This window comes from Kiloniellales bacterium (assembly GCA_030066685.1).
GTDB lineage: Bacteria > Pseudomonadota > Alphaproteobacteria > Kiloniellales > JAKSBE01 > JAKSBE01.
This window is the reverse complement of record JASJBF010000039.1, coordinates 55,461-78,972: the sequence shown is the minus strand read 5'-3', so window position 1 is coordinate 78,972 and position 23,512 is coordinate 55,461. Positions and strand designations below refer to the sequence as shown.

Below are 23,512 nucleotides of genomic sequence, written 5' to 3'. Positions count from 1 at the left end.
GCCGAAGCCCGCAATCCTATCTGCCAAGACGTCCGTGCCACCCCGGCGAGGCTGCGCCTTTGCCGCGCGGCCGCGGTGACGTGACGACGGAGTTCTTGGGAGAGATCTCATGGCGAAGCTGAAGGGTGGCCTGATCCAGATGGCCTTGAAGGGCGACACCTCGATGAGTCCCGAGGCGATCCGGGACGCCATGCTGGAGGCGCATCTCCCGCTGATCGACGAGGCCGGCCGGCAGGGCGTGCAGGTGCTCTGCTTCCAAGAGGTCTTCACCCAGCCCTACTTCTGCCCGAGCCAGGACGCCAAGTGGTACGCCGCCGCCGAGTCCATCCCCGACGGCCACACCACGCGCCTGATGCAGGAGTACGCCAAAAAGCACGGCATGGTCATCGTGGTCCCGATCTACGAGGAGGAGATGACCGGGGTCTACTACAACACTGCGGCGGTGATCGACGGCGACGGGACCTACCTGGGCAAGTACCGCAAGACCCACATCCCGCACGTCGCCGGCTTCTGGGAGAAGTTCTTCTTCAAGCCTGGCGCTTCGGACTGGCCGGTCTTCGAGACCGGGGCCTGCCGGCTGGGGGTCTACATCTGCTACGACCGGCACTTCCCGGAGGGCTGGCGGGCGCTGGCCTTGCAGGGCGCCGAGTACATCGTCAACCCCTCGGCGACGGTCGCCGGGCTGTCCGAGTACCTTTGGAAGCTGGAGCAGCCAGCCTCGGCGGTGGCCAACGGGGTCTACATCGGGGCGATCAACCGGATCGGCACCGAGGCGCCCTGGAACATCGGCGAGTTCTACGGCCAGAGCTACTTCGTCAACCCGCGCGGCCAGATCGAGGCCGAGGCGAGCCGCGACCGGGACGAGCTGCTGGTCCACGAGATGGACATGGAGATGGTCCGCGAGGTGCGGAACACCTGGCAGTTCTTCCGCGACCGCCGGCCGGAGACCTACGACGTGCTGCTGGACTTGAACTGAGGTGCCGGGTGCCGATGCGCGCACTGCTCTCGCCGTTCTCTCCACTGTCATCCCCGGGCTCGACCCGGGGATCCATCGTGCCGCTGGCGCCATGGATGCCCGGATCAAGTCCGGGCATGACAGTCGAGGACGTGAGGACGGAGCTGCGGTGCACGCCGACGACGGGCTGACCACGAGCGGGAGGGTTCCATGGCGGAAACGCGCAACCTGGGGATCGACGGCAAGCGGCTCTGGGACAGCATCATGGAGATGGCCAAGATCGGCGCGACCGAGAAGGGCGGCAACTGCCGCCTGGCGCTGACCGACCTGGACAAGCAGGGCCGCGACCTCTTCGTGCGCTGGTGCCAGGAGGCCGGCTGCAGCATCAAGGTCGACAAGATGGGCAACATCTTCGCCCGCCGGGCCGGGCGCGACGACGGCCTGGCCCCGGTCATGACCGGCAGCCACCTGGACACCCAGCCGACCGGCGGCCGCTTCGACGGCGTCTTCGGAGTCCTGGCCGGGCTCGAGGTGGTGCGCAGCCTCAACGACCTGGGCTACGAGACCGAGCGCCCGGTCGAGGTCGTGGTCTGGACCAACGAGGAGGGCTCGCGCTTCGCCCCGGCCATGGTCTCCTCCGGCGTCTTCGGCGGGGTCTTCGACCTGGAGTACGGCCTGTCGCGGGCCGACCAGGACGGCAAGACCATGGGCGAGGAGCTGGCGCGCATCGGCTACGACGGGCCCGAGGAGGTCGGCGGCCGCGAGGTCCACGCCTACTTCGAGGCGCACATCGAGCAGGGCCCGATCCTGGAGGCCGAGGACAAGACCATCGGCGTGGTCACCGACGCCCAGGGCCAGCGCTGGTACGAGCTGACCCTGACCGGGGTCGAGTCCCACGCCGGGCCGACCCCGATGGACCGGCGCAAGGACGCCCTCCTGGGCGCGGCGCGGGTGGTCGAGCTGGTCAACCGCATCGGCCTGGACAACGCGCCCCTGGCCTGCGCGACCTGCGGCATGCTGAACGTGCATCCCAACTCGCGCAACGTGATCCCTGGCCGGGTCTTCGTGACCATCGACTTCCGCCACCCCGAGGACGAGGTGCTCGCCCGGATGGATGCGGCCTTTCGCGAGGGCGTCGAGAAGATCGCCAAGGACATCGGCCTGGAGATGGATCTGGAGCAGATCTTCTACTACGCGCCGGTGCCCTTCGAGGAATCCTGCGTCGCCGCCGTGCGCAAGGGCGCCGAAGACTGCGGCTATGCCCTGCGCGACATCGTCTCGGGCGCCGGGCACGACGCCTGTTACCTGGCGAAGGTGGCGCCGACCTCGATGATCTTCGTGCCCTGCATCGACGGCATCAGCCACAACGAGATCGAGGACGCCAAGCCGGAATGGATCACCGCCGGCGGCGAGGTCCTGCTGCGGGCGATGCTGGAGAAGGCGGGGCGGGCCAACTGAGGGATGCGCGGGATGTCGGCCACCCTCACCGCTGTCATCCCTGGGCTCGACCCGGGGATCCATCTAGCAAGCGGCGCCATGGATGCCCGGATCAAGTCCGGGCATGACAGCTGGGGGTGGCAAGAGTGAGGTTGGGGTCGCCAGACCATCGCGTTGGCAACAGAACGAGAGAGCCGGAAGCGGGGCGATGACGTCTTTGCCGGTCAAGAGCGAGGCGGCGCAGGCGCCGGACAGCGCGGCGCCCGGGACCGCGCCCTGGGTGGTCGAGGCGCGGGAGCTGTCGCTCACCTTCGAGACCGCGGACGGGCCGGTCTATGCCCTGTCGCAGGTGAACCTGCAGATCTGCCAGGGCGACTTCGTCTCCTTCATCGGGCCCTCGGGCTGCGGCAAGACCACCCTGCTGCGGGTCATCGCCGACCTGGAACGGCCGAGCGAGGGCAGCATCACGGTCGAAGGCGTTTCGCCCGAGGAGGCGCGGCTGCGGCGGATCTACGGCTATGTCTTCCAGGCGCCGGCGCTCTATCCCTGGCGCAGCATCGAGCGCAACGTCACCCTGCCGCTGGAGATCATGGGCGTGCCCAAGGCCGAGCGCCGGGCGCGGGCCAAGCGCTACCTGGAGCTGGTCAACCTGGGCGGCTTCGAGAAGAAGTTCCCCTGGCAGCTCTCCGGCGGCATGCAGCAGCGCGCCTCCATCGCCCGGGCGCTCTGCTTCGACCCCGACCTTCTGCTGATGGACGAGCCCTTCGGCGCCCTGGACGAGATCGTCCGCGACCACCTCAACGAGCAGCTGCTGCAGCTCTGGGGGAAGACCGCCAAGACCGTGGTCTTCGTCACCCATTCGATCCCGGAGGCGGTCTTCCTGTCCAACAAGATCGTGGTCATGTCGCCGCGTCCCGGGCGGATCATCGACGTGATCGAGACCGACTTCCCGCGCGACCGCACCCTGGACATCCGCGAGACCCCGTCTTTCCTGGAGGTCGCCCATCGGGTTCGCGAGGGCCTGCGCCAGGGGCACAGCTATGACGACTGAGGCCCTGGCCGCGCCGGCTTCGGGTGCGGGCCTGCTGGCGCGGCTCTTCGCCGGGCGGAGCGGGCCGGTCGCGGTGGTGGTCCTGGCGATCCTGGTCTTCTGGTACGTCGGCGCGGTCATTATGAACGTGCCCTTCCAGATCGATACCTTCGAGCGCCAGAAGCTCGACTGGAGCAACGCCGACCTGGTCGCGGCGACCCTGGCCCAGGAGCGTCCGGTGCTGCCGGCGCCGCACCAGGTGCTGGCCGAAATGAAGGCGACCATCCTGGACAAGAAGATCACCTCCAAGCGCAGCCTGGTCTTCCATTCCTGGGTGACCCTGTCCTCGACCCTGCTCGGCTTCGCGATCGGCACCGGCCTCGGCATCCTGCTGGCGGTCGGCATCGTCCACGTGCGCAGCCTGGACAAGAGCCTCATGCCCTGGGTGATCTCCTCCCAGACCATCCCGATCCTGGCGATCGCGCCGATGATCGTGGTGGTGCTGGGCGCGATCGGGCTCAAGGGGCTGGTGCCCAAGGCGATCATCTCGACCTACCTCTGCTTCTTCCCGGTCACCATCGGCATGGTCAAGGGCCTGCGCTCGCCCGACCCCCTGCAGATGGACCTGATGCGGACCTACAGCGCCAGCCGCTGGCAGACCTTCTGGATGCTGCGCTGGCCGAGCGCCCTGCCCTTCCTCTTCACCAGTCTCAAGGTGGCGATCGCGATCAGCCTGGTCGGCGCGATCGTCGGTGAGCTGCCGACCGGCGCCCAGGCCGGGCTGGGCGCGCGGCTGCTGGCCGGCTCCTACTACGGCCAGACGATCCAGATCTGGTCGGCGCTGCTGACCGCGGCCTTCCTGGCGGCGATCATGGTCGCCCTGGTCGGCGCCGGCGAGCGGCTGGTGCTGCGGCGCATGGGAGGGCGGGCGTGATCGGCCGTTTCGAGCCCTGGACGGCGCTGGCGGCGCTCCTGGCGCTTGTCGCCCTCTTTGCACCCCTGGGGCCGGGCGCGGCCGAGGGCGAGACGCTGTATCTCTGGCAGTTTCCGATCGCCGCGGGCTATCTGCTGATCTTGATCGTGACCTCGGCCTGGTTCGCCTGGAGGCGGCCGGCGGTGTCTTGGGCAACCCTGATGCTGCTTGGCCTGGTGACTCTCGGGTCGGGCCTGGCTCTGCATCTGCTGCACAACCGCGGCTTCGCCGGGGTTGCCGGACCCGGATTCTGGCTCCTGGTCCTGGCGCTCTGGGCCGCGGCCTGGCGGGCGATCGACGGGATCGCCGAGTTCCGCAGCCTGGACCGCCGGCTGCAGCGCCTCGTCGACCTGCTGGTGCCGGCCGCCTTCGGGCTCTGGCTGGTCTTCCTCTGGGAGGCGGTGACGGTCGGCTTCGGCGTGCCGCAGGTCCTGCTGCCGTCGCCCGGCATGATCGCCGAGCGCATCGCCGGCTCGCTCGACATCCTGGCCGCCGACTTCCACCAGACCTTCGTAAAGGCGGTGCTCTCCGGCTATCTCCTGGGCTGCGGCAGCGCCTTCCTGGTCGCCATCCTGGTCGACCGGGTGCCCTTCCTGCAGCGCGGCTTGCTGCCGCTGGGCAACCTGGTCTCGGCCCTGCCGATCGTCGGCATCGCGCCGATCATGGTCATGTGGTTCGGCTTCGACTGGCAGTCCAAGGCGGCGGTGGTCGTGGTCATGACCTTCTTCCCGATGCTGGTCAACACGGTCACCGGCCTGGCGGCCGCCGGCGCCCTGGAACGGGATCTGATGCAGTCCTACGGCGCCGGCTACTGGCACACCCTTTTTAAGCTGCGGCTGCCGGCGGCCATGCCCTTCATCTTCAACGCCCTCAAGATCAACTCGACCTTGGCGCTGATCGGCGCCATCGTGGCGGAGTTCTTCGGCACGCCCATCGTCGGCATGGGCTTCCGGATCTCGACCGAGGTCGGGCGCATGAACGTCGACATGGTCTGGGCGGAGATCGTCATGGCGGCCCTGGCGGGATCCGCCTTCTACGGCCTGGTGGCGCTGGCCGAGCGCGGCGTCACCTTCTGGCACCCCTCCTACCGCCAGAGGCGGTGACCGGAACGAAGCAATTTGGGGGAGGCTCAAAGGAGAAAGCAGATGAAGAAACGCGCAACCACACTCGTAACGACCCTCGCGGCCGGGGCCCTGGCGCTCGCCGCGGTCTCGGCCCAGGCCGCCGACAAGGTGACCCTGCAGCTCAAGTGGGTGACCCAGGCCCAGTTCGCCGGCTACTACGTGGCCAAGGACAAGGGCCTCTACGACGAGGTCGGCCTCGACGTCACCATCAACCCGGGCGGCCCGGACATCTCGCCGCCCCAGGTGATCGCCGGCGGCGGCGCCGACGTGATCATCGACTGGATGCCCTCGGCCCTGGCCTCGCGCGAGAAGGGCGTCGGCCTGGTCAACATCGCCCAGCCCTTCAAGCGCTCGGGCATGATGCTGACCTGCCGCAAGGAGACCGGCATCAAGGCGGCCGCGGACTTCAAGGGCAAGACCCTGGGGGTCTGGTTCTTCGGCAACGAGTATCCCTTCCTCTCCTGGATGTCTCAGCTCGGCATCCCGACCAAGGGCGGCGGCGAGGGGGTCACGGTCCTGAAGCAGGGCTTCAACGTCGATCCCCTGCTGCAGAAGCAGGCCGACTGCATCTCGACCATGACCTACAACGAGTACTGGCAGGTCATCGACGCCGGGATCCCGGCCGAGGAACTGCTGGTCTTCAAGTACGAGGACGAGGGCGTCGCGACCCTGGAGGACGGCCTCTACGTGCTTGAGGACCGGCTCAGCGACGCGGCCTTCGTCGAGCGCATGGCGCGCTTCGTCAAGGCCTCGATGAAGGGCTGGGACTGGGCCCGGGAGAACCCCAAGGAGGCGGCCCTGATCGTGCTCGAGAACGACGCCACCGGCGCCCAGACCGAGAAGCACCAGATCCGCATGATGGGCGAGATCAACAAGCTGACCGAGGGCTCCGACGGCAAGCTTGATCCGGCGGACTACGAGCGCACGGTCAAGACTCTGCTGTCCGGCGGCTCCGATCCGGTGATCACCGAGGCGCCCAAGGGCGCCTGGACCCACGCCGTGATCGACAAGGCCATGGCGATGTAGGGACGCGCGATCGGTGATGCATGCGCCCCTCACCCAGCTTCGGCTAGGGCTCGGCAAGAGGCCTCGCCAAGCCTTCTCATCCCTCTCCCCGAGGGAGAGGGAGGGGCCCGCGACCTTGTCGCGGGAGGGTGAGGGGCCTGCATCCCGGTCGGGCGGCGGATCATGACCTTCCTGATCCGACCGGCGCGGGACGAGGACCGCGAGGCGCTCCTCGAGCAGACCCAGCTCCTGAATCTGCACGAGGAGCCGATCACCGGGAACCGCCGTCTCGATCGCGCGGGGGCCGAGGACACCCTGGCCGCCGCCGAGGCGCGGGTCGCGCGGAGCGACGGCGCCGTGTTGGTCGCCGAGGCGGAGAGCCGGGTGGTCGGGCACCTGATCCTCACCTTCGCGACCGCGCCGGTCTACGTCCGCGAGGAGCTGCGGCCCTACGCCTACATCGACGAGCTCTTCGTCCGCGAGGACTGCCGCGGCCGCGGCCTCGGGCAGGCGCTGATGGCTGAGGCCGAGCGGATCGCCGTAGAACGCGGCTACCGGCAAATGATCGTCGGGGTCCAGTCCGGGAACGTCTCGGCGGAGGCGGCCTACGCCCGCTTCGGCTTCGCGCCCTTCGCGCAAGAGCTGATCAAGCGGATCGGGGTACAGGGGAACGTGGCATAGTGATGATTGCGTCCGGCCTTTGCCTCGCTGTCATGCCCGGATCAAGTCCGGGCATGACAGCAGAGGAAGGGCGGGCGCAGAGCAAAGGAGAAGAACGATGACTCTCTTGGTTCGAGGCGGCACGGTCGTCAACGCCGACCTTTCGCAGCGGGCGGACCTGCTGATCGAGGGCGACAAGATCGCGGCCATCGGCGTGAATCTCGATGCGCCGGCCGGGGCCGAGGTGATCGACGCCGGCGGCTGCTACGTCATGCCCGGCGGCATCGATCCGCACACCCACATGGAGCTGCCCTTCATGGGCACGGTGGCCTCGGAGGACTTCTTCTCCGGCACCACGGCCGGTGCGGTCGGCGGGACCACGATGATCATCGACTTCGTGATCCCCAATCCGCAGCAGGACATCATGGAGGCCTACACCACCTGGCGCGGCTGGGCCGAGAAGGCGGCCACCGACTACTCCTTCCACGTCGCCATCACCTGGTGGGATGAGACCGTGCACGAAGCCATGGGGACCCTGACCCGCGACCACGGGGTCAATTCCTTCAAGCACTTCATGGCGTACAAGGGCGCGATCATGGCCGACGACGAGATCCTGGTGAAGTCCTTCGGCCGGGCCCGCGAGCTGGGCGCGATCTGCACCGTCCACGCCGAGAACGGCGAGCTCGTCGCGCACCTGCAGAAGGAACTGCTGGAGAAGGGCATCACCGGTCCGGAAGGCCATCCGCAGTCGCGCCCGGCCGAGGTCGAGGGCGAGGCCGCCGACCGGGCGATCCGCATCGCCCAGGTGCTGAACGTGCCGCTCTACATCGTCCACAACTCCTGCAACGACTCACTGCAGGCGATCACCCGGGCGCGCAACGAGGGCCAGCGGGTCTTCGGCGAGGTTCTGGCCGGGCACCTGCTGATCGACGACTCGGTCTACCGCAACCCGGACTGGGACGTCGCGGCGCACCATGTCATGAGCCCGCCCTTCCGGCCGAAGAAGCACCAGGAGGCCCTGTGGCGCGGCCTGCAGGCCGGCATGCTGCAGACCACGGCGACCGACCACTGCTGCTTCTGCACGCCGCAGAAGCGCATGGGCCACAACAACTTCACCCAGATCCCCAACGGCACCGGCGGGGTCGAGGACCGCATGCACGTCCTGTGGCACCACGGGGTCAATTCGGGCCGCCTGACGGTCAACGAGTTCGTCGGCATCACCTCGACCAACGCGGCCAAGATCTTCAACATCTATCCGCGCAAGGGCTCGCTGTCGGTCGGCGCCGACGCCGACGTGGTGGTCTGGGACCCGGAGAAGGAGCGCACCATCTCCAAGGACACCCACCACCAGAACATCGACTTCAACATCTTCGAGGGCATGACGGTCAAGGGCATCAACACCGTGACCATCAGCCAGGGGGCGGTGGTCTACCAGGACGGCGAGATCCGCACCGAGAAGGGCAAGGGCCGCTACGTCGACCGGCCGACCTTCGCGCCCTACTACGACGCGGTGAACCGCTCGGCCGAGGTCCACGCGCCGACCGCCGTCGACCGCATGTCGGGCTGAGCCCCCGGCCGAAGCGAAGCGGGATCCCGCGCGGCGGCCTGGAGAGCGCCTCGGCCGCCGCGTGTCGGGCCCCGCCGGCCCGCGCCGCCCCGGCAGCGCTGCGCGGGCGCAGGTAGGGGTGCATCATTGCAGGATCTCGGCCGGCATTCGGTGCTAGACTGAGCGCGCCAAACACCCCGGCGCTGCGACCCCATGCAGCGTGACGTCCGGGCCTTTAGGAGCAGTTAGCGACGGGAGGCCGCGGTGAGCCGTGCCAGCGCCATCGAGCGCGTCACCAGCTATTTCGACGACGGCGGCTTCTTCGCCGAGCTGGCGCGTCGCGTGGCGATCCACACCGAGAGCCAGGAACCGGGCCAAAAGCCGGAGCTCTACCGCTACCTGACGGACGAGCTGCAGCCCTGCCTGGAGCCGCTCGGCTTCGCCTGCCGGATCTTCGACAATCCCGTCGCCCGGGGCGGGCCCTTCCTGGTCGCGACGCGGCAGGAGGCCGAGGGCCTGCCGAGGGTGATGAGCTACGGCCACGGCGACGTGGTGCGCGGCTACGATGCGCAGTGGCGGGACGGCCTCAGCCCCTGGGAGCTGACGAAGGTCGGCGAACGCTGGTACGGCCGCGGCACCGCGGACAACAAGGGCCAGCACAGCATCAACCTGGCCGCCCTGGCGGCGGTGCTGGAGGCGCGCGGGCGCCTCGGCTTCAACCTCATCCTGCTGATCGAGACCAGCGAGGAGAACGGCTCGCCGGGCCTGCGCGAGTTCTGCGCGGCCCACAAGGAGCTCTTCGCGGCCGACGTCTTCATCGCCTCGGACGGGCCGCGCCTCGCGCCCGAGCGGCCGACGATCTTCATGGGCGCGCGCGGGGTCTTCAACTTCGACCTGACCGTGGAGCTGCGCGCAGGCGGCCATCATTCCGGCAACTGGGGCGGGCTCCTGGCCAACCCGGGGATCATCCTGGCCCAGGCCATCGCCAGCCTGACCGGCCCGAAGGGCGAGATCCTGGTGCCGGAATGGCGGCCGCCGGCGATCCCCGACTCGGTGCGCGCCGCGGTCGCCGGGCTCGAGATCGACGGCGGCCCGGACGGACCCGAGGTCGACCCGGACTGGGGCGAGCCGGGCCTGACCCCGGCCGAGCGGGTCTTCGCCTGGAATTCCTTCGAGGTGCTGGCCTTCAAGACCGGCAACCCGGAGAAGCCGGTCAACGCCATTCCGCCGCGGGCCACGGCGCATTGCCATCTGCGCTACGTGGTGCCCAGCGATCCGGCGAGCTTCATGCCGGGGCTGCGCCGGCACCTCGATGCGCGCGGCTTCGAGATGGTTGCGATCAGCCCGGCCGAGGACACCATGGCCGCGACCCGCCTGGACCCGGAGCACCCCTGGGCGCGCTGGGCCGTCGCCTCCTTGGAGTCGACCTCGGGCAAGCCGGTGGCGGTGCTGCCCAATCTGGGCGGCTCGCTGCCCAACGACGTCTTTGCCGAGCTGCTGGGCCTGCCGACGATCTGGGTGCCGCATTCCTATGCCTCCTGTTCGCAGCATGCGCCGGACGAGCACATCCTCGAGCCGGTCTCGCGGGAGGCGCTGCAGCTGATGACCGGCCTGTTCTGGGACCTGGGCGCCGGAGGTACGCCCGCGGGATAGAAGAAAAACAAGACGCGAAAGCGACGACAAAAAGAAAAGAAGAGGATAGACATGACTGAGCTCTGTGACCTCGACGCCGTCGAGCTGCGGCGGCGGATCGGGACCAAGGAGGTATCGCCCGTCGAGCTTCTGGACGGCTGCCTGGCCCGGATCGCGGCGGTGAACCCGGCGCTCAACGCCGTGGTCGCGACCTGCGAGGCGCGGGCGCGGGCCGAGGCCGCGGCCGCCGAGAAGGCGGTCCTGGACGGCGAGGACCTGGGGCCGCTGCACGGCCTGCCCCTGGGTATCAAGGACCTCAACCTGACCGAGGGCCTGCGCACCACCTTCGGCTCGCTGCTCTACAAGGATCATGTGCCGGAGGCGGACGAACGCATGGTGGCCGCTCTGCGCGCCGCCGGCGGCATCGTGCTGGCCAAGACCAACACGCCCGAGTTCGGCGCCGGCGCCAACACCCGCAACAAGGTCTACGGCGCCACCGGCAACCCCTTCGACCCGGAGCTCACCTGCGGCGGTTCCTCCGGCGGCACTGCGGTCGCCCTGGCCACCGGGATGGTCCCGCTGGCGACCGGCTCCGACTTCGGCGGCAGCCTGCGCACGCCGGCCGGCTTCTGCGGCATCGTCGGCTACCGGCCTTCGCCCGGCCTGGTGCCGGACGAGGACCGGCCGGTCGGCTGGTCGCCGCTGCCGGTCCAGGGCCCGATGGGCCGGACCCTGGCCGACACCGCCCTCTTGTTCCGCGCGCAGATCGACTGGGACCCGCGGGACCCCTTCTCCCAGGCCCTGGACCCCGAGCTGGGCGAACTCTCGGCGGAGGTCGACCTCTCCAGCCTCAGGGTCGCGACCTCCGAGGACCTGGGCTGCGCCCCGGTCGACGACGAGATCCGTGCCGTCTTCCGGGAGCGCATGTCCGGGCTGGCGCCGGCCTTCGCCGCCTGCGAGGCCCGCGACCCGGAACTCGGCCCGGTGCACGAGGTCTTCGAGATCCTGCGCGGGGTCAACTTCCTGGCCGCGCACGCCGAGCGAATCGAGAAGCACCGTGACGAGCTCGGTCCCAACGTGATCGACAACCTGGAGCGGGGCCTGGTCTACACCGCCTCGGACATCGCCTGGGCCCACGCCGAGCAGACCAAGGCCTACCGCCGTTTTCTCGCGCTTTACGACGAGATCGACGTCCTGATCTGCCCGGCCTGCGCGGTCTCGCCCTTCCCGCACGAGCAGCCCTACGTCACTGAGATCAGCGGCCTGGCGATGGACACCTACATGCGCTGGCTGGCGATCACCTACGGCATCACCATGACCACGCATCCGGTGGTGGTGCTGCCCTGCGGGCGCGACCATCGCGGCCTGCCCTTCGGCATCCAGATCGTCGGGCGCTGCCAGGACGACGCCGGCCTGCTGCGGATCGCGGCCAGCCTGGAGCGCCACATGGCGGGCCAGGACGAGACGGCGCGGCCGGTTCCGGATCTCGCCGCGCTGCGGTCCTGACGCGGCCGGGCGGGATGGACCGCCGGCCCTGCAGGCGCGCCCGTCCAGGCCCGAGAAACGCCCGCCCGCGGCCCGGCCGCGGGCGGGTAGACTGCGCCGCTGGTGCGCGACCGCCGCGCCGCCGGGCACTGTCATCGGGAGTGGAAGATGCCTTCGGACCTGCTGCTGCTGACCGTCGAGCTGCGCTACCTGGCCTACGCGGCCCTGCTGTCGCTGCTGCTCTGGATTCCCTACGTCCTCGCGGAGATCAGGACCCGCGGCCTGAGCCGCGCGGTCGGCTATCCGACCGGATTCTACGACGACCTGCCGGCCTGGGCGCAGCGCTGCCACCGGGCACACATGAACCTGGTAGAAAACCTGGTGCCCTTCGCCGCCCTGGTCCTGATCGCCCACGTCGCCGGGGTGGCCAGCGACCTGACGGTCCTCGGCGCGCGGCTCTTCTTCTGGGCCCGGATCGTCCAGACCGTGGTCCACATCGCCGGCATCCCCTGGCTGCGCACCGCAGCCTTCGCGGTGGGCTGGATCGGCAACCTGATGATCTTCTGGGCGATCATGAGTTGAGGGGGAGAGACCGCCGGCCTATTGGGGCTGATACCCCCCACCCTAACCCTCCCCCACAAGGGGGGAGGGAACGAGAGCGAGGCTGCCGCGTGCGTTTCTCCCTCCCCCTTGATGGGGGAGGGTTGGGGTGGGGGTGGCACTCCGGCGTCCGTGGGTGAGAGGCTCCTACTCCACCGCGCCGATGTAGGGCAGGTGGCGGTAGTGCTCGGCGTAGTCGATGCCGTAGCCGGCGATGAAGACGTTGCCGACCGTGAAGCCGACGAAGTCGGCGGCGATCTCGACCTCGCGCCGGCTCGGCTTGTCGATCAGGGCACAGGTCCAGAGCGGCCCGATGCCGCGCTGCTCCATCAGCGCCCGGGCGTAGGCGAGCGAGCGGCCGGTGTCGACGATGTCGTCGACCAGCAGGATCTTCTGTCCGGCGATGTCGGTCGGGATGTCGCCGATCAGGTGGACCTCGCCCGCACTCTCCTTGGCCAGGCCGTAGCTCGAGAGGCGCAGGAACTCGATCCGCGGCCCGCGGCCCCGGGCGTCCAGCGCCCGCACCAGGTCGGCGACGAAGACGAAGCTGCCCTTCAGCAGGCCGACGACGACGAAGTCGCCCTCGATCCTGGCCGCGATCTCCTCGGCGAGCTCGGAGACCCGCCGGGAGATGGCCGCCGCCTCGAAGAGCGGGGTGATCCGGCTGTCCTCCGGGGCTGCCGTCATGGTCCTGTCCTCATTCCACAATATCTCTTAACCAGCCAGGCCGCTCCTCAGTGCTACACTCCGGCACCCTCAAGAGACAAGGACGAGAAGCACCGCATGGCCGATCGCGATTTCATCCGGAGCCTGCCCAAGGCGGAGCTGCACCTCCACATCGAAGGCACCCTGGAGCCCGAGCTGATGCTGACCCTGGCCGAACGCAACGGCATCGGCCTGCCCTACGACTCGGTCGAGGCCCTGCGCGCCGCCTACGACTTCGGCAGCCTCCAGGACTTCCTCGACCTCTACTACCAGGGCATGGGCGTGCTGCAGGGCGAGCAGGACTTCTACGACCTGACCTGGGCCTACCTGGAGACGGCGGCGGCCGAGAACGTCCGCCACGCCGAGATCTTCTTCGACCCCCAAGGCCACACCGAGCGGGGCGTCGCCTTCGCCACGGTGATCGACGGCATCCACCGGGCCCTGGCCGACGCCGAGGCGAAGCTGGGCCTGACCAGCCGGCTGATCCTCTGCTTCCTGCGCCACCTCGACGAGGACTCCGCCCTGGCGACCCTGGAGCAGGCCCTGCCCTACAGGGACCGCATCGCCGGGATCGGACTGGACTCCTCGGAGCTGGGCCATCCGCCGGAGAAGTTCCGGCGCGCCTTCGCGCGCAGCCGGGCCGAGGGCTTCCGGCTCGTCGCCCACGCCGGCGAGGAGGGGCCGGCCGACTACGTGCGCGGCGCCCTGGACGCGCTTGAGGTCGAGCGCATCGACCACGGCGTGCGCTGCCTGGAGGACCCGGCCCTGGTCGAACGCCTGGTCGCGGCGCGGGTGCCGCTGACCGTCTGCCCGCTGTCCAACCTGCGGCTCTGCGTGGTCGAGGACATGGCCGATCACCCCCTGCGCCGGATGATGGAGCTGGGCCTCTTCGTCACGGTCAACTCCGACGACCCGGCCTACTTCGGCGGCTACGTGAACGAGAACTACGCCGCGGTCCAGGACGCCCTGGGCCTGAGCCGGGCGGACCTGGCGGCCCTGGCGCGCAACTCCTTCGAGGCGTCGTTCCTGGCGCCGGAAGCCAAGCGGGCGCTGGTCGCGGAGGTCGACGCGGTGGCAGGGGGCTGAGGGGCCATAGGTGTCTATGGCCGGTGCTTTGTTCCCCTCACCCAGCTCCGGCTAAGGCTCGGCTGCGCGTCGCCAAGCCTGCGCATCCCTCTCCCCGAGGGAGAGGGATCCCGTTGTCGGCGGATTGCGGATACCCTCTCCCCGCGGGAGAGGGTGGCGAGCGAAGCGAGCGGGTGAGGGGTCGCCTCAATCTTCCTTCTTGGCGCGCTGGGAGACGGAGCGGGATTCGTAGAGGGTCTTCTCGCTGTCCGCGTCGACGCCGCTGAGGCGGACGTCGTAGCCCCAGAGCCGGCGGATCTGGGCCAGGACCTCGTCGCGGTTGCGCTCGTCCAGGGGGATGCCGTCGCGCACGTTGTGCTTGAGCACGAGCTCGCGGTCGCCCTTGAGGTCGACGTCGACGACCTGAATGTCGGGTTCGTTCTGCGAAATGTCGTAGGACACCGCCAGCTTGTCGCGGACCTCGCGGTAGCCGCGCTCGTCGTGGATCGCGCCGACCTCGTAGTACTTGTCGCGCGAATCGTCGTTCAGCAGGAAGAGCTTGAACTCGCGGATCAGGCGCGGGCTGAGATACTGCCGGATGAAGGACTCGTCCCGGTAGTTGGCCCAGGCGTCGCGCAGGACGCTGCGCCAGTCGTCGCAGCCGGCGATCTCGGGGAACCAGTCGCGGTCCTCGTCGCTGGGCTCCGTGCAGATCCGCACGATATCCTGCATCATCGCGAAGCCCAGGGCGTAGGGGTTGATGCCCGAGAAGCGGGGATCATCGAAGTCCGGCTGGAAGACCACGTTGGAGTGGCTGTGCAGCACCTCCATCAGGGCGCCCTCGGTGATCTGGCCGCGATCGTAGAGCGCGTTGACGATGTAGTGGTGCACGAAGGTCGCGCAGCCCTCGTTCATCACCTTGGTCTGCTTCTGCGGGTAGAAGTACTGCGCCAGGTTCCGGACGATGCGCAGCATCTCCCGCTGCCAGGGCTCGAGCGCCGGGCTGTTCTTCTCGATGAAGTAGAGCAGGTTCTCTTCCGGCAGGTTGAGCTGCTTCTTGCGCTCGGCCAGCAGCCTTTCGGTCTCGCTGGGGTCCTCGCTGTCGGCCGGCTTGGGCAGGGTGCGCCAGAGGTCGTTGTAGGTCTGCTCTTCGTAGGCCTGGCGCGCTTCGGCGCGCTCCCGGCGCTGGCGCTCGGTGACGAAGTTCTGCCGGCGGTAGCGGAAGACGCCCTGGTCCATCAGGGCGTGGGCGGCGTCCAGCACCTCCTCGACGGCGTCCAGGCCATGGCGCTCCTCGCACTTGGCGATGTAGCCCTTGGCGAACTCCAGGTAGTCGAGGATCGCCTCGGCGTCGGTCCACTGCTGGAACAGGTAGTTGTTCTTGAAGAAGTGGTTATGCCCGAAGGCGGCGTGGGCCAGGACCAGGGTCTGCATCGCCATGGTGTTCTCTTCCATGTAGTAGCTGATGCAGGGGTTGGAGTTGATGACGATCTCGTAGGCCAGGCCCTGGAAGCCCTTGCGGTACATCGTCTCCTCGTGGACGAAGCGCTTGCCGAAGGACCAGTGCTGGTACATCAGCGGCATGCCGATGGCGCAGTAGGCATCCAGCATCTGCTCCGAGGAGATGATCTCGATCTGGTTGGGATAGACCTCGAGGCCGAGGTCCTCCTCGGCGATCTCCTGGATCGCGGCGTAGGTCGTCTCGAGCTTCTGAAAGGTCCATTCCGAGCCGTCGAACAGAAGGCCTCGTGCCGACGTGGGTTTCGGGGCCTTCGTCTTCGGGGCCTTCGGCTTCGTCGTCTTCGGCGTCGCCGCCTTTCGCTTGCTTGCCGCAGCCATGTCTGCTCCCCGGCCCGTCAGGCCGTTTCCTTGTTCTTGGCGAAGAGCTCGCGGAACACCGGATAGATGTCACCCGGCTTGGAGATCCGCTTGGTCTCGAAGTTCTCGAAGGCCTCGGCCAGCCGGCGGTAGCCGCGCCACAGGGTCTTGCCGCCGTTCGAGTTCTGGAACAACTGGAACTCGCGCTCGTCGAGGATCTCGACGTAAGCGAAGTACTGGCAGACCGGCAGCAGCTCCTGGGCCAGGAGTTCCAGGCAATAGCCGGTGTCGTCCTCGAAGTTGTCGCCGTCCGAGGCCTGGGCCGCGTAGATGTTCCAGTCCTGGACCGGATAGCGGTCGCGCAGGACCTTGCGCATCTCGACCAGCGCGGTGGACACCACCGTGCCGCCGGTTTCGCGGCTGTAGAAGAAGGTCTCCTCGTCGACCTCGGAGGCCTTGTGGGTGTGGCGGATGAAAACGATGTCGATGCGTTCGTAGCGGCGCTCGAGGAAGAGGTGCAGCAGGATGAAGAAGCGCTTGGCGAGGTCCTTCTCGCGCGGGCCCATGGAACCCGACACGTCCATCAGGCAGAACATCACCGCGTTGGTCTTGGGCTGCGGCACCTGCTCGAAGCGGTTGTAGCGGATGTCCAGCGGGTCGATGTAGGGAATCGCCTTCCAGCGCCGCTGGACGTTCTCCAGCTCGACCTTGAGTTCGATCAGGCGGCGCATCTCGCGGGCGTCGAGGTGGTCCTTGGTCTCCAGCTCGTCGACCTCCGCCTGCAGGCCCTCGACGTCACCCAGCACCGGGCGCTTGAGCGCGATGCGCCGGCCCAGGCTGTGGCGCATGGTGCGCAGCACGTTGATGTTGGTGGTCGTGCCGTCGACCGAGTAGCCGGCGCGCTGCGGCTTGTAGGCCGTTGTTTCCTTGAGGTTGGTCTTGACCAGGTCGGGCAGTTCCAGATCCTCGAAGAAGAGGTCGAGGAACTCCTCGCGGGTCAGGGCGAAGGTGAACTCGTCCTCGCCCTCGCCGCTGTCGCTGGCCTCCTTGCCGCCCTCGCCCTTGCCGCTGGGCGGCTTGTTGATCCGGTCGCCCGGGGTGAACTCCTTGTTCCCCGGGAAGATCCGCTGGCGCCGGCCGCCGCTGGAAGCGTGGCGCAGGCGGGGCTCGCGGATTCCCTTGCTCGGGATCGAGACCGATTCCCCGCCGCCGACATCGGTGATCTTGCGGTCCTTGAGCGACTTGTTGACCGCGTCCTTGATCTGCGCACGGGCGCGGCGCAGGAAGCGCTGCCGGTTGACGAGGCTCTTGTCCTTGGGATTCAGGCGCCTGTCGATGAAGTGTCGCATGACGTCTGCCCTCCTAGGGCCCCTTGGCCTGGCGCCAGGGGCCCGGCCCGCGTCAGCCGGCCTTGTTGACCCGCATGTACCACTCGACCAGCCGGCGGACCTGCCGCTCGGTGTAGCCGCGCGAGGTCATGCGGTGGACGAACTCGGTGTGCTGCTTGTCCGTCTGGCTGTCCTTCTTGGTGCCGAAGCTGATCACCGGCAGCAGGTCCTCGACCTGGCTGAACATCCGCTTCTCGATGACCTCGCGGATCTTCTCGTAGCTGGTCCAGGACGGGTTCTTGCCGTTGTTGTTGGCCCGGGCGCGCAGCGAGAACTTGACCACCTCGTTGCGGAAGTCCTTCGGGTTGGCGATGCCGGCCGGCTTCTCGATCTTGGACAGCTCGGCGTCCAGGATCTCGCGGTCGAAGACCTGGCCGGTGTCCGGGTCCTTGTAGTCCTGCTCTTCGATCCAGGCATCGGCGTAGGCGATGTAGCGGTCAAAGAGGTTCTGACCGTACTCGGAATAGGACTCCAGGTAGGCCTTCTGGATCTCGTGGCCGATGAACTCGGCGTAGCGCGGCGCCAACTCGGATTTAATGAACTCCAGGTAGCGCTCCTCGGTCTCCTTGGGGAACTGCTCGCGCTTGACCGAGTGCTCGAGGATGTACATCAGGTGCACCGGATCGGCGGCGACCTCCTCGGTGTCGTAGTTGAAGGTCTCGGACAGGACCTTGAAGGCGAAGCGGGTCGAGACGCCGTTCATGCCCTCGTCGACCCCAGCGACCTCGCGGTACTCCTGGACCGACTTGGCCTTGGGATCGGTGTCCTTGAGGTTCTCGCCGTCGTAGATCCGCATCTTGGAGAAGATCGAGGAGTTCTCGTGCTCGCGCAGGCGGGTCAGGACGCAGAACTTGCTGAGCGTGTCCAGGACCTCGGGCGCGCAGGAGGCTTCGCCCAGCTCGCTCTCTCGCAAGAGCTTGTCGTAGATCTTCGCTTCCTCGTGGACCCTGAGGCAGTAGGGCACCTTGACCACGCAGATCCGGTCGAGGAAGGCCTCGTTGTTCTTGTTGTTCTTGAACTGCTCCCACTCGGCCTCGTTGGAGTGAGCCAGGACGGTGCCCTGGAAGGGGAAGGCGCCGAAGCTCTCGGTCCCCAGGTAGTTGCCTTCCTGGGTCGCGGTCAGCAGCGGATGCAGCACCTTGATCGGCGCCTTGAACATCTCGACGAACTCCAGCATGCCCTGGGTCGTGCAGTTCAGGCCGCCGGAGAAGCTGTAGGCGTCGGGGTCGTTCTGGCTGTAGTGCTCGAGCTTGCGGATGTCGATCTTGCCGACCAGCGCCGAGATGTCCTGGTTGTTCTCGTCGCCTGGTTCGGTCTTGGCGATGCCGATCCGGCGCAGCCGCGAGGGCATCAGCCGGGTCACCGTGAACTTGGAGATGTCGCCGTCGAACTCGTCCAGCCGCTTGGTCGCCCAGGGCGAGATCAGGCCGTTGAGGCGCCGCTCTGCGATGCCGTACTTGCTCTCAAGCAGATCGCCGAACTTCTCCGGGTCGAAGAGGCCGAGGGGCGACTCCAGCACTGGGCTGATCTCGTCGCCGGCCTTGAGGACGTAGATCGGATAGGCCTCCATCAGGCTCTTCAGGCGCTCCGCCAGGGAGGACTTGCCGCCGCCCACGGGCCCCAGCAGGTAGAGGATCTGCTTGCGCTCTTCCAGGCCCTGCGCCGCGTACTGGAAGTAGCCCACGATCCGCTGGATCGTGTCCTCCATGCCGTAGAAGTCCTTGAAGGCCGGATAGACCTTGATCGTCCGGTTCAGGAAGATGCGGCCGAGGCGGGAATCCGCGCTGGTGTCGATCACCTCGGGCTCGCCGATCGCCGCGATCATACGCTCGGCGGCGGTGGCGTACATCATCGGATCGTCGCGACAAGCCATCAGGTAGTCCTGAAGACTCATGTCCTCCTGCTTGTCGCGGTCGTAGACTTCGGAAAAGAGGTCGAAAACATCCTTGGCAAGGGCGGTCATCGTGGGCTCCCACACAAGTGCTGACGTTGACTTGCAACGGCGCCAAAGAACCTTGCACCAATATGGTTAACAGATTCTTGGCCTCCGTCGAAACCAAGCTCCCGACCCCTTTAGTTCCCTCTATCGTCGTTTGTTATACGCGGCGACTCCGTCGTTTTTCCCCGCGCGCTTCGTCCTCGCCCCACAGCGGACGTGGTAACCTCGACCACGCCGCACAAGAGCCGAATCGATTCGTAATAGCTTAGCACTTTTCCATTTCGAAAGCCTGAAGCCCTTTCAGGGTCTTTTAATTCCGATGGATAAAAATGTCTTTCGATATACGCCTTTTTGGCGTGCTGACAGGGCGTGAGGGCGCGTCTGCCCTCGACCCCCGGGGGGCCTGCTCCGGTCCACCTGCCCACGGAACGAGATACCCAAAGTGACAGGAAAAAGCGCTTACCTCGCCTTCGCAGGGCCGGCCGCCCTGGCCCTCTGCCTGGCTGTCGGATCGGCCCGGGCGGAGACGCAATCCGCGGCCGTCGATCCGACGGCGGATCCCATCGTGATCGGACTCGACGCCGATATGTCGAAGGGCGCGGCCCAGAGCGGCGAGGCGATCCGCCGCGGCCTGGTTCTGGCGATCGAGGACATCAACGCCCGGGGCGGCGTGCTCGGCCGGCCGCTCTCGCTGGTGGTGCGCGACCACCGCGGCACCCCGGCGCGCGGCCGCGACAACATCGAGGCCTTCGCCGCGATGGAGGACCTGATCGCGGTCGTCGGCGGCATCCACACACCGGTCGCCCTGGCGGAGCTGGAGACGATCCATCGCCACGGCCTGCTCTACCTCGGCCCCTGGGCCGCCGGTACGCCGGTGGTCTCCAACGGCTACGATCCCAACTTCGTGTTCCGGGTCTCGGTCCGCGACGAGCACGCCGGCGGCTTCCTGGTCAAGGCGGCCCGCGACCGCGGCTTCGAGCGCCTGGGTCTGCTGCTCTGGCGTACCGGCTGGGGCCGATCGAACGAGACCGCCATGCGCGAGGCCCTGGCCCGCCAGGGCCTGCAGCCGGCCGCCGTCGCCTGGTTCAACAGCGGCGAGCGCGACATGAGCGCGCAGGTCGACGCCCTGCGCGCCGCCGGCGCCGAGGTCATCATGCTGGTCGCCAACCCGGTCGACGGTCTGGTCGCGGTCCGCGAGGTGGCAAGCCGGCCCGAGGCCGCGCGCCTGCCGATCATCTCGCACTGGGGCATCACAGGGGGCGACTTCTTCACCCAGGCCGGCGCGGACCTGAGCAAGGTCGACCTGTCCTTCCTGCAGACCTTCTCCTTCTTCGATCCGCCCTTTCCCGCGCGCGCGGCGCGGCTCTACGAGGCCTATTGCGGGCGCTTCGGCGGCTGCCGCTCGCCCGCCGACGTGATCTCGCCGGTCGGGACCGCCCACGCCTACGACCTGGTCCAGCTGCTCGGCCGCGCGATCGAGCGCGCCGGGACCGCGGAGCGGGCGGCGGTGCGCCGCAGCCTTGAGCGGCTCGGCCGCTACGAGGGCCTGATGCGCGACTACGATCCGGCCTTCACGCCGGAACGCCACGACGCGCTGGACGCCGGCGACTTCCGCCTTTGCCGCTATGACGCCCGGGGCGCCATCGTCCCGATCGGGGCCCCATGACGACGGCGCCGCGCAGGGGCCTGCTCGGCCAGGTCCTGTGGCGAGTCCTGCCGGTTTCGATCCTGCTGCTCCTGGCGGTCTGGTACGGCGCCGCCGAGATCACCCGGGCGACGGTCGAGGACGAGGTCCGCGGTGGTCTGCGCCGCGACGCGGACCACCGCGCCGACGCCATCGCGACCGAGATCGCGATCCTGCAAGACGCCGCGCGTGTGCTCGCCGCCAACGACCTTTTGGTCAACAGCCTGGTCGACACGATCCAGCGCGAGAGCTACCTCGGCACCTTCTTCCGGTCCCTGCGCATGCCGGGGCCGAGGGGGGCGATCATCACCCTGACCGACTACCGGGGCCGGGCAATCGCCTCGACCGGGCGCAACATCTCCTACCAGGGCGCGGACTGGCTTCCCGGCGTCATGGAGGGACAGGATGCGATCAGGCTGGCACCTTCGGGCCTGATCATCGCCGTGCCAGTGATCTACGAGGGCCTGCCGGAGGGCAGCCTGGTCGTGGAGTACCTCGGCAGCAACCTGGGAAGCTTCTTCGCCGCCGCGTCCTCGATGACGAACACCATCGTCGTGCACGAATCCGGCTTCGTGCTGTTCTCGTCGATCCCCGAGCTGACGAACCAATGGGACGAGATCGTCGATGTCCCGCTCGGCGGCTGGGTCCGGGCTGAAGCGCAGGTGCCGCGCCAGGCCGGCGTCTCGGTGATCACCGTCGCCGAGCGGGCCTCGGCCTTCAAGACCGTCGATCAGGTCGAGAAGATCATGCTGGTCGCGATCGTGGTCAGCATCCTGGCCCTGGTCGGGGGAATCCTCTTGGCCGCCCTGCTGGCGACCCGCCCGCTGCTCGGCTTCATCGACCAGATCCAGGGCTTCGGCCGCGCTGGCGACCTCAGCCGCCGCGTCTCGTCCTTCCGGTCCAGGGAGTTCCAGCGCCTGGCGGAGTCCTTCAACGGCATGATCGCGCGCCTGGAGCAGACCACCATGTCGCGCGACCGGGTCGACAACATCCTCAACTCGATGGCAGAGCTGGTGCTGGTCACCGACCGGCAGGGTCGGATCCGGGCGGCCAACCGCGCGGCGCGGGAGCTGCTGGCGATGCCCGAGGCGGAGCTGCGCGGGCGCCAGATCCTCGACGTCCTGCGCGACGGCCAGACCGGCAGCGAAGTCGCCGCGCTGGATCCGACGAAGATCGAGGAGCGGGTGCAGTTTCTCGAGGCGGTCTGCCTGGCCGGCCGGGGGGCTTGGCTGCCGATCGCGGTCTCCGCCTCGCCCCTGGGCAGCGAGGAGGGCGAGCCGGACGCGATCATCTACGTCGCCCTCGACATCGCCGACCTCAAGAAGGCGCAGACCGATCAGGCCGAGGCCGAGCGCCGCCTGCGGACCGCGATCGAGTCGATATCGGAGGGCTTCGCGCTTTTCGACGCCGAGGACCGTCTGGTCGTCTCCAACAGCAAGTACGCGGAGATCTACGCAGAGTGCGCCGCGGCGATCGAAACCGGCGCCCGCTTCGAGGAAATCATCCGCTATGGTGCCGAGCGGGGCCAGTACGCCGAGGCCCTGGGCCGGGTCGAGGACTTCGTCCGAGAGCGCATGGCCCTGCATCGGGACCCCGGGGCGCCACTGGAGCAGCAGCTGGGCGACGGGCGCTGGCTGCGGATCGAGGAGCGGCGGACCGAGGACGGCGGCGTCGTCGGCATCCGCACCGACATCACCGAGCTGAAGGGTCGCGAGGCGCGCCTCCAGCAGCAGGCCCGGGAGCTGGAGCGCTCCAACGCCGAGCTGGCCCGCGAGGTCGGCCTGCGCCGGGCGGTGGAGGCTTCGTTCCGGGAGAGCGAGACGCAGGCGCGAGCGATCTTCGAGATGGCCGAGGACGCGATCGTCATGATCGACTGGCTCGGCACGATCGAGCGCCTGAACCCGGCCGCGGAACGCCTGCTCGGCTACGAGGCGCGGGAGCTGCTCGGCAAGAACGTCAAGGTCCTGATGCCGGAGCCCTACCGCAGCGAGCACGACGGCTATATCCGGCGCTACCTGTCCAAGGACCACGCCAAGCCGGCCGGGCCGATCCGCAAGCTGACCGCGCAGCGGCGCGACGGCTCGATCCTGCCGATCGAGCTCTCGCTCGGCGAGGTCGTTCTCGGCGGCCGTCGCTTCTTCATCGGGGTGATCCGCGACGTCAGCGGGGCGGGGGAGCTGGACGGCCTCCGCGCCCACCTGAAGGCCGTCCTGGACGGCGAGCTGCGGCCGGCGCTGGCCTCGATCCTCGGCGCCTTGCAGCTTCTAAGGCAGGGCGCGGCCGGCCGGCTGCCGGCCAAGGCCAGGCCGATGGTCGGGGCCGCGGAAGTCGCCGGCGCGGAAGCCCTGGCCCGCATCGACGAGGTGGTCGCCTGGACCGACGGCTTGGAAAGGGAGGCGGAGCAACCCGCTCTGGACGCGGAACCCCGGGCGCAGCGCAGCCGCGGCTGACGGCGCCTGCGTTGCC

General features: G+C 68.4%; 18 protein-coding genes. 14 read left to right on the top strand and 4 right to left on the bottom strand.

Annotation, left to right across the window (positions count from 1 at the left end; all coding sequences use genetic code 11):
* The first annotated feature begins 109 nt into the window (after window positions 1-109).
* The 11 genes from QNJ30_22085 to QNJ30_22035 all read left to right on the top strand — a co-directional run bounded on the left by QNJ30_22085 (window position 110) and on the right by QNJ30_22035 (window position 12,429).
* On the top strand, window positions 110-976 hold the full coding sequence (locus QNJ30_22085) for a nitrilase-related carbon-nitrogen hydrolase (protein MDJ0946147.1): 867 nt from the start codon (window positions 110-112) through the stop codon (window positions 974-976).
* A gap of 189 nt (window positions 977-1,165) precedes the next feature.
* A complete protein-coding gene (locus QNJ30_22080) occupies window positions 1,166-2,413 on the top strand; it encodes a Zn-dependent hydrolase (protein ID MDJ0946146.1) in 1,248 nt (415 codons plus the stop codon).
* A gap of 187 nt (window positions 2,414-2,600) precedes the next feature.
* The gene (locus QNJ30_22075; GenBank protein MDJ0946145.1) at window positions 2,601-3,443 is read left to right on the top strand and encodes an ABC transporter ATP-binding protein; all 843 of its coding nucleotides are present in this window, start codon (window positions 2,601-2,603) and stop codon (window positions 3,441-3,443) included.
* A complete protein-coding gene (locus QNJ30_22070) occupies window positions 3,433-4,356 on the top strand; it encodes an ABC transporter permease (protein ID MDJ0946144.1) in 924 nt (307 codons plus the stop codon). Before QNJ30_22075 ends, QNJ30_22070 begins: the two co-directional genes overlap by 11 nt.
* Window positions 4,353-5,498, top strand: a complete 1,146-nt coding sequence (locus QNJ30_22065) for an ABC transporter permease (GenBank protein ID MDJ0946143.1) — start codon at window positions 4,353-4,355, stop codon at window positions 5,496-5,498. Before QNJ30_22070 ends, QNJ30_22065 begins: the two co-directional genes overlap by 4 nt.
* A gap of 42 nt (window positions 5,499-5,540) precedes the next feature.
* Window positions 5,541-6,545, top strand: coding sequence for an ABC transporter substrate-binding protein (locus tag QNJ30_22060; GenBank protein ID MDJ0946142.1), 1,005 nt, complete (start codon window positions 5,541-5,543; stop codon window positions 6,543-6,545).
* A 162-nt stretch (window positions 6,546-6,707) separates the two neighbouring features.
* Window positions 6,708-7,205 (top strand): GNAT family N-acetyltransferase, encoded by a 498-nt coding sequence (locus QNJ30_22055; protein ID MDJ0946141.1) that lies wholly within the window; start codon window positions 6,708-6,710, stop codon window positions 7,203-7,205.
* Between the two features lie 97 nt (window positions 7,206-7,302).
* Window positions 7,303-8,751, top strand: coding sequence for a dihydropyrimidinase (hydA, locus tag QNJ30_22050; protein MDJ0946140.1), 1,449 nt, complete (start codon window positions 7,303-7,305; stop codon window positions 8,749-8,751).
* Between the two features lie 243 nt (window positions 8,752-8,994).
* A complete protein-coding gene (locus QNJ30_22045) occupies window positions 8,995-10,383 on the top strand; it encodes a M20 family metallopeptidase (GenBank protein MDJ0946139.1) in 1,389 nt (462 codons plus the stop codon).
* A 51-nt stretch (window positions 10,384-10,434) separates the two neighbouring features.
* Complete coding sequence (locus QNJ30_22040; GenBank protein MDJ0946138.1) at window positions 10,435-11,868, top strand: amidase family protein; 1,434 nt, start codon at window positions 10,435-10,437, stop codon at window positions 11,866-11,868.
* A gap of 147 nt (window positions 11,869-12,015) precedes the next feature.
* The gene (locus QNJ30_22035) at window positions 12,016-12,429 is read left to right on the top strand and encodes an MAPEG family protein (GenBank protein MDJ0946137.1); all 414 of its coding nucleotides are present in this window, start codon (window positions 12,016-12,018) and stop codon (window positions 12,427-12,429) included.
* Between the two features lie 165 nt (window positions 12,430-12,594).
* Here the strand turns inward: QNJ30_22035 and hpt are convergent, their stop codons facing one another.
* Window positions 12,595-13,134: a hypoxanthine phosphoribosyltransferase gene (gene hpt / locus QNJ30_22030; GenBank protein ID MDJ0946136.1), complete on the bottom strand. Its 540-nt coding sequence runs from the start codon at window positions 13,132-13,134 to the stop codon at window positions 12,595-12,597.
* A gap of 96 nt (window positions 13,135-13,230) precedes the next feature.
* Between hpt and QNJ30_22025 the strand changes: the two genes are divergently transcribed.
* Entirely contained in the window at window positions 13,231-14,238 is a 1,008-nt protein-coding gene (locus tag QNJ30_22025) for an adenosine deaminase (GenBank protein MDJ0946135.1), read from the top strand.
* Between the two features lie 186 nt (window positions 14,239-14,424).
* Here QNJ30_22025 and QNJ30_22020 read toward each other — a convergent pair whose 3' ends face one another.
* The 3 genes from QNJ30_22020 to QNJ30_22010 are packed head-to-tail and all read right to left on the bottom strand — an operon-like array spanning window position 14,425 to window position 19,386.
* Window positions 14,425-16,056, bottom strand: a complete 1,632-nt coding sequence (locus tag QNJ30_22020) for a SpoVR family protein (protein ID MDJ0946134.1) — start codon at window positions 16,054-16,056, stop codon at window positions 14,425-14,427.
* Window positions 16,057-16,073: 17 nt separating this feature from the next.
* Window positions 16,074-17,384, bottom strand: a complete 1,311-nt coding sequence (locus QNJ30_22015) for a YeaH/YhbH family protein (GenBank protein MDJ0946133.1) — start codon at window positions 17,382-17,384, stop codon at window positions 16,074-16,076.
* 52 nt (window positions 17,385-17,436) lie between these two features.
* Window positions 17,437-19,386 carry a PrkA family serine protein kinase gene (locus tag QNJ30_22010; GenBank protein ID MDJ0946132.1) on the bottom strand — a complete coding sequence of 650 codons (1,950 nt, stop codon included), beginning with the start codon at window positions 19,384-19,386 and terminating at the stop codon, window positions 17,437-17,439.
* Window positions 19,387-19,804: 418 nt separating this feature from the next.
* Here QNJ30_22010 and QNJ30_22005 point away from each other — a divergent pair, with 418 nt between their 5' ends.
* Both QNJ30_22005 and QNJ30_22000 read left to right on the top strand, forming a co-directional pair.
* Entirely contained in the window at window positions 19,805-21,028 is a 1,224-nt protein-coding gene (locus QNJ30_22005) for an ABC transporter substrate-binding protein (protein MDJ0946131.1), read from the top strand.
* Entirely contained in the window at window positions 21,025-23,496 is a 2,472-nt protein-coding gene (locus QNJ30_22000) for a PAS domain S-box protein (protein MDJ0946130.1), read from the top strand. The genes QNJ30_22005 and QNJ30_22000 overlap by 4 nt, the downstream gene beginning before the upstream one ends.
* The last annotated feature ends 16 nt before the right edge of the window (window positions 23,497-23,512 follow it).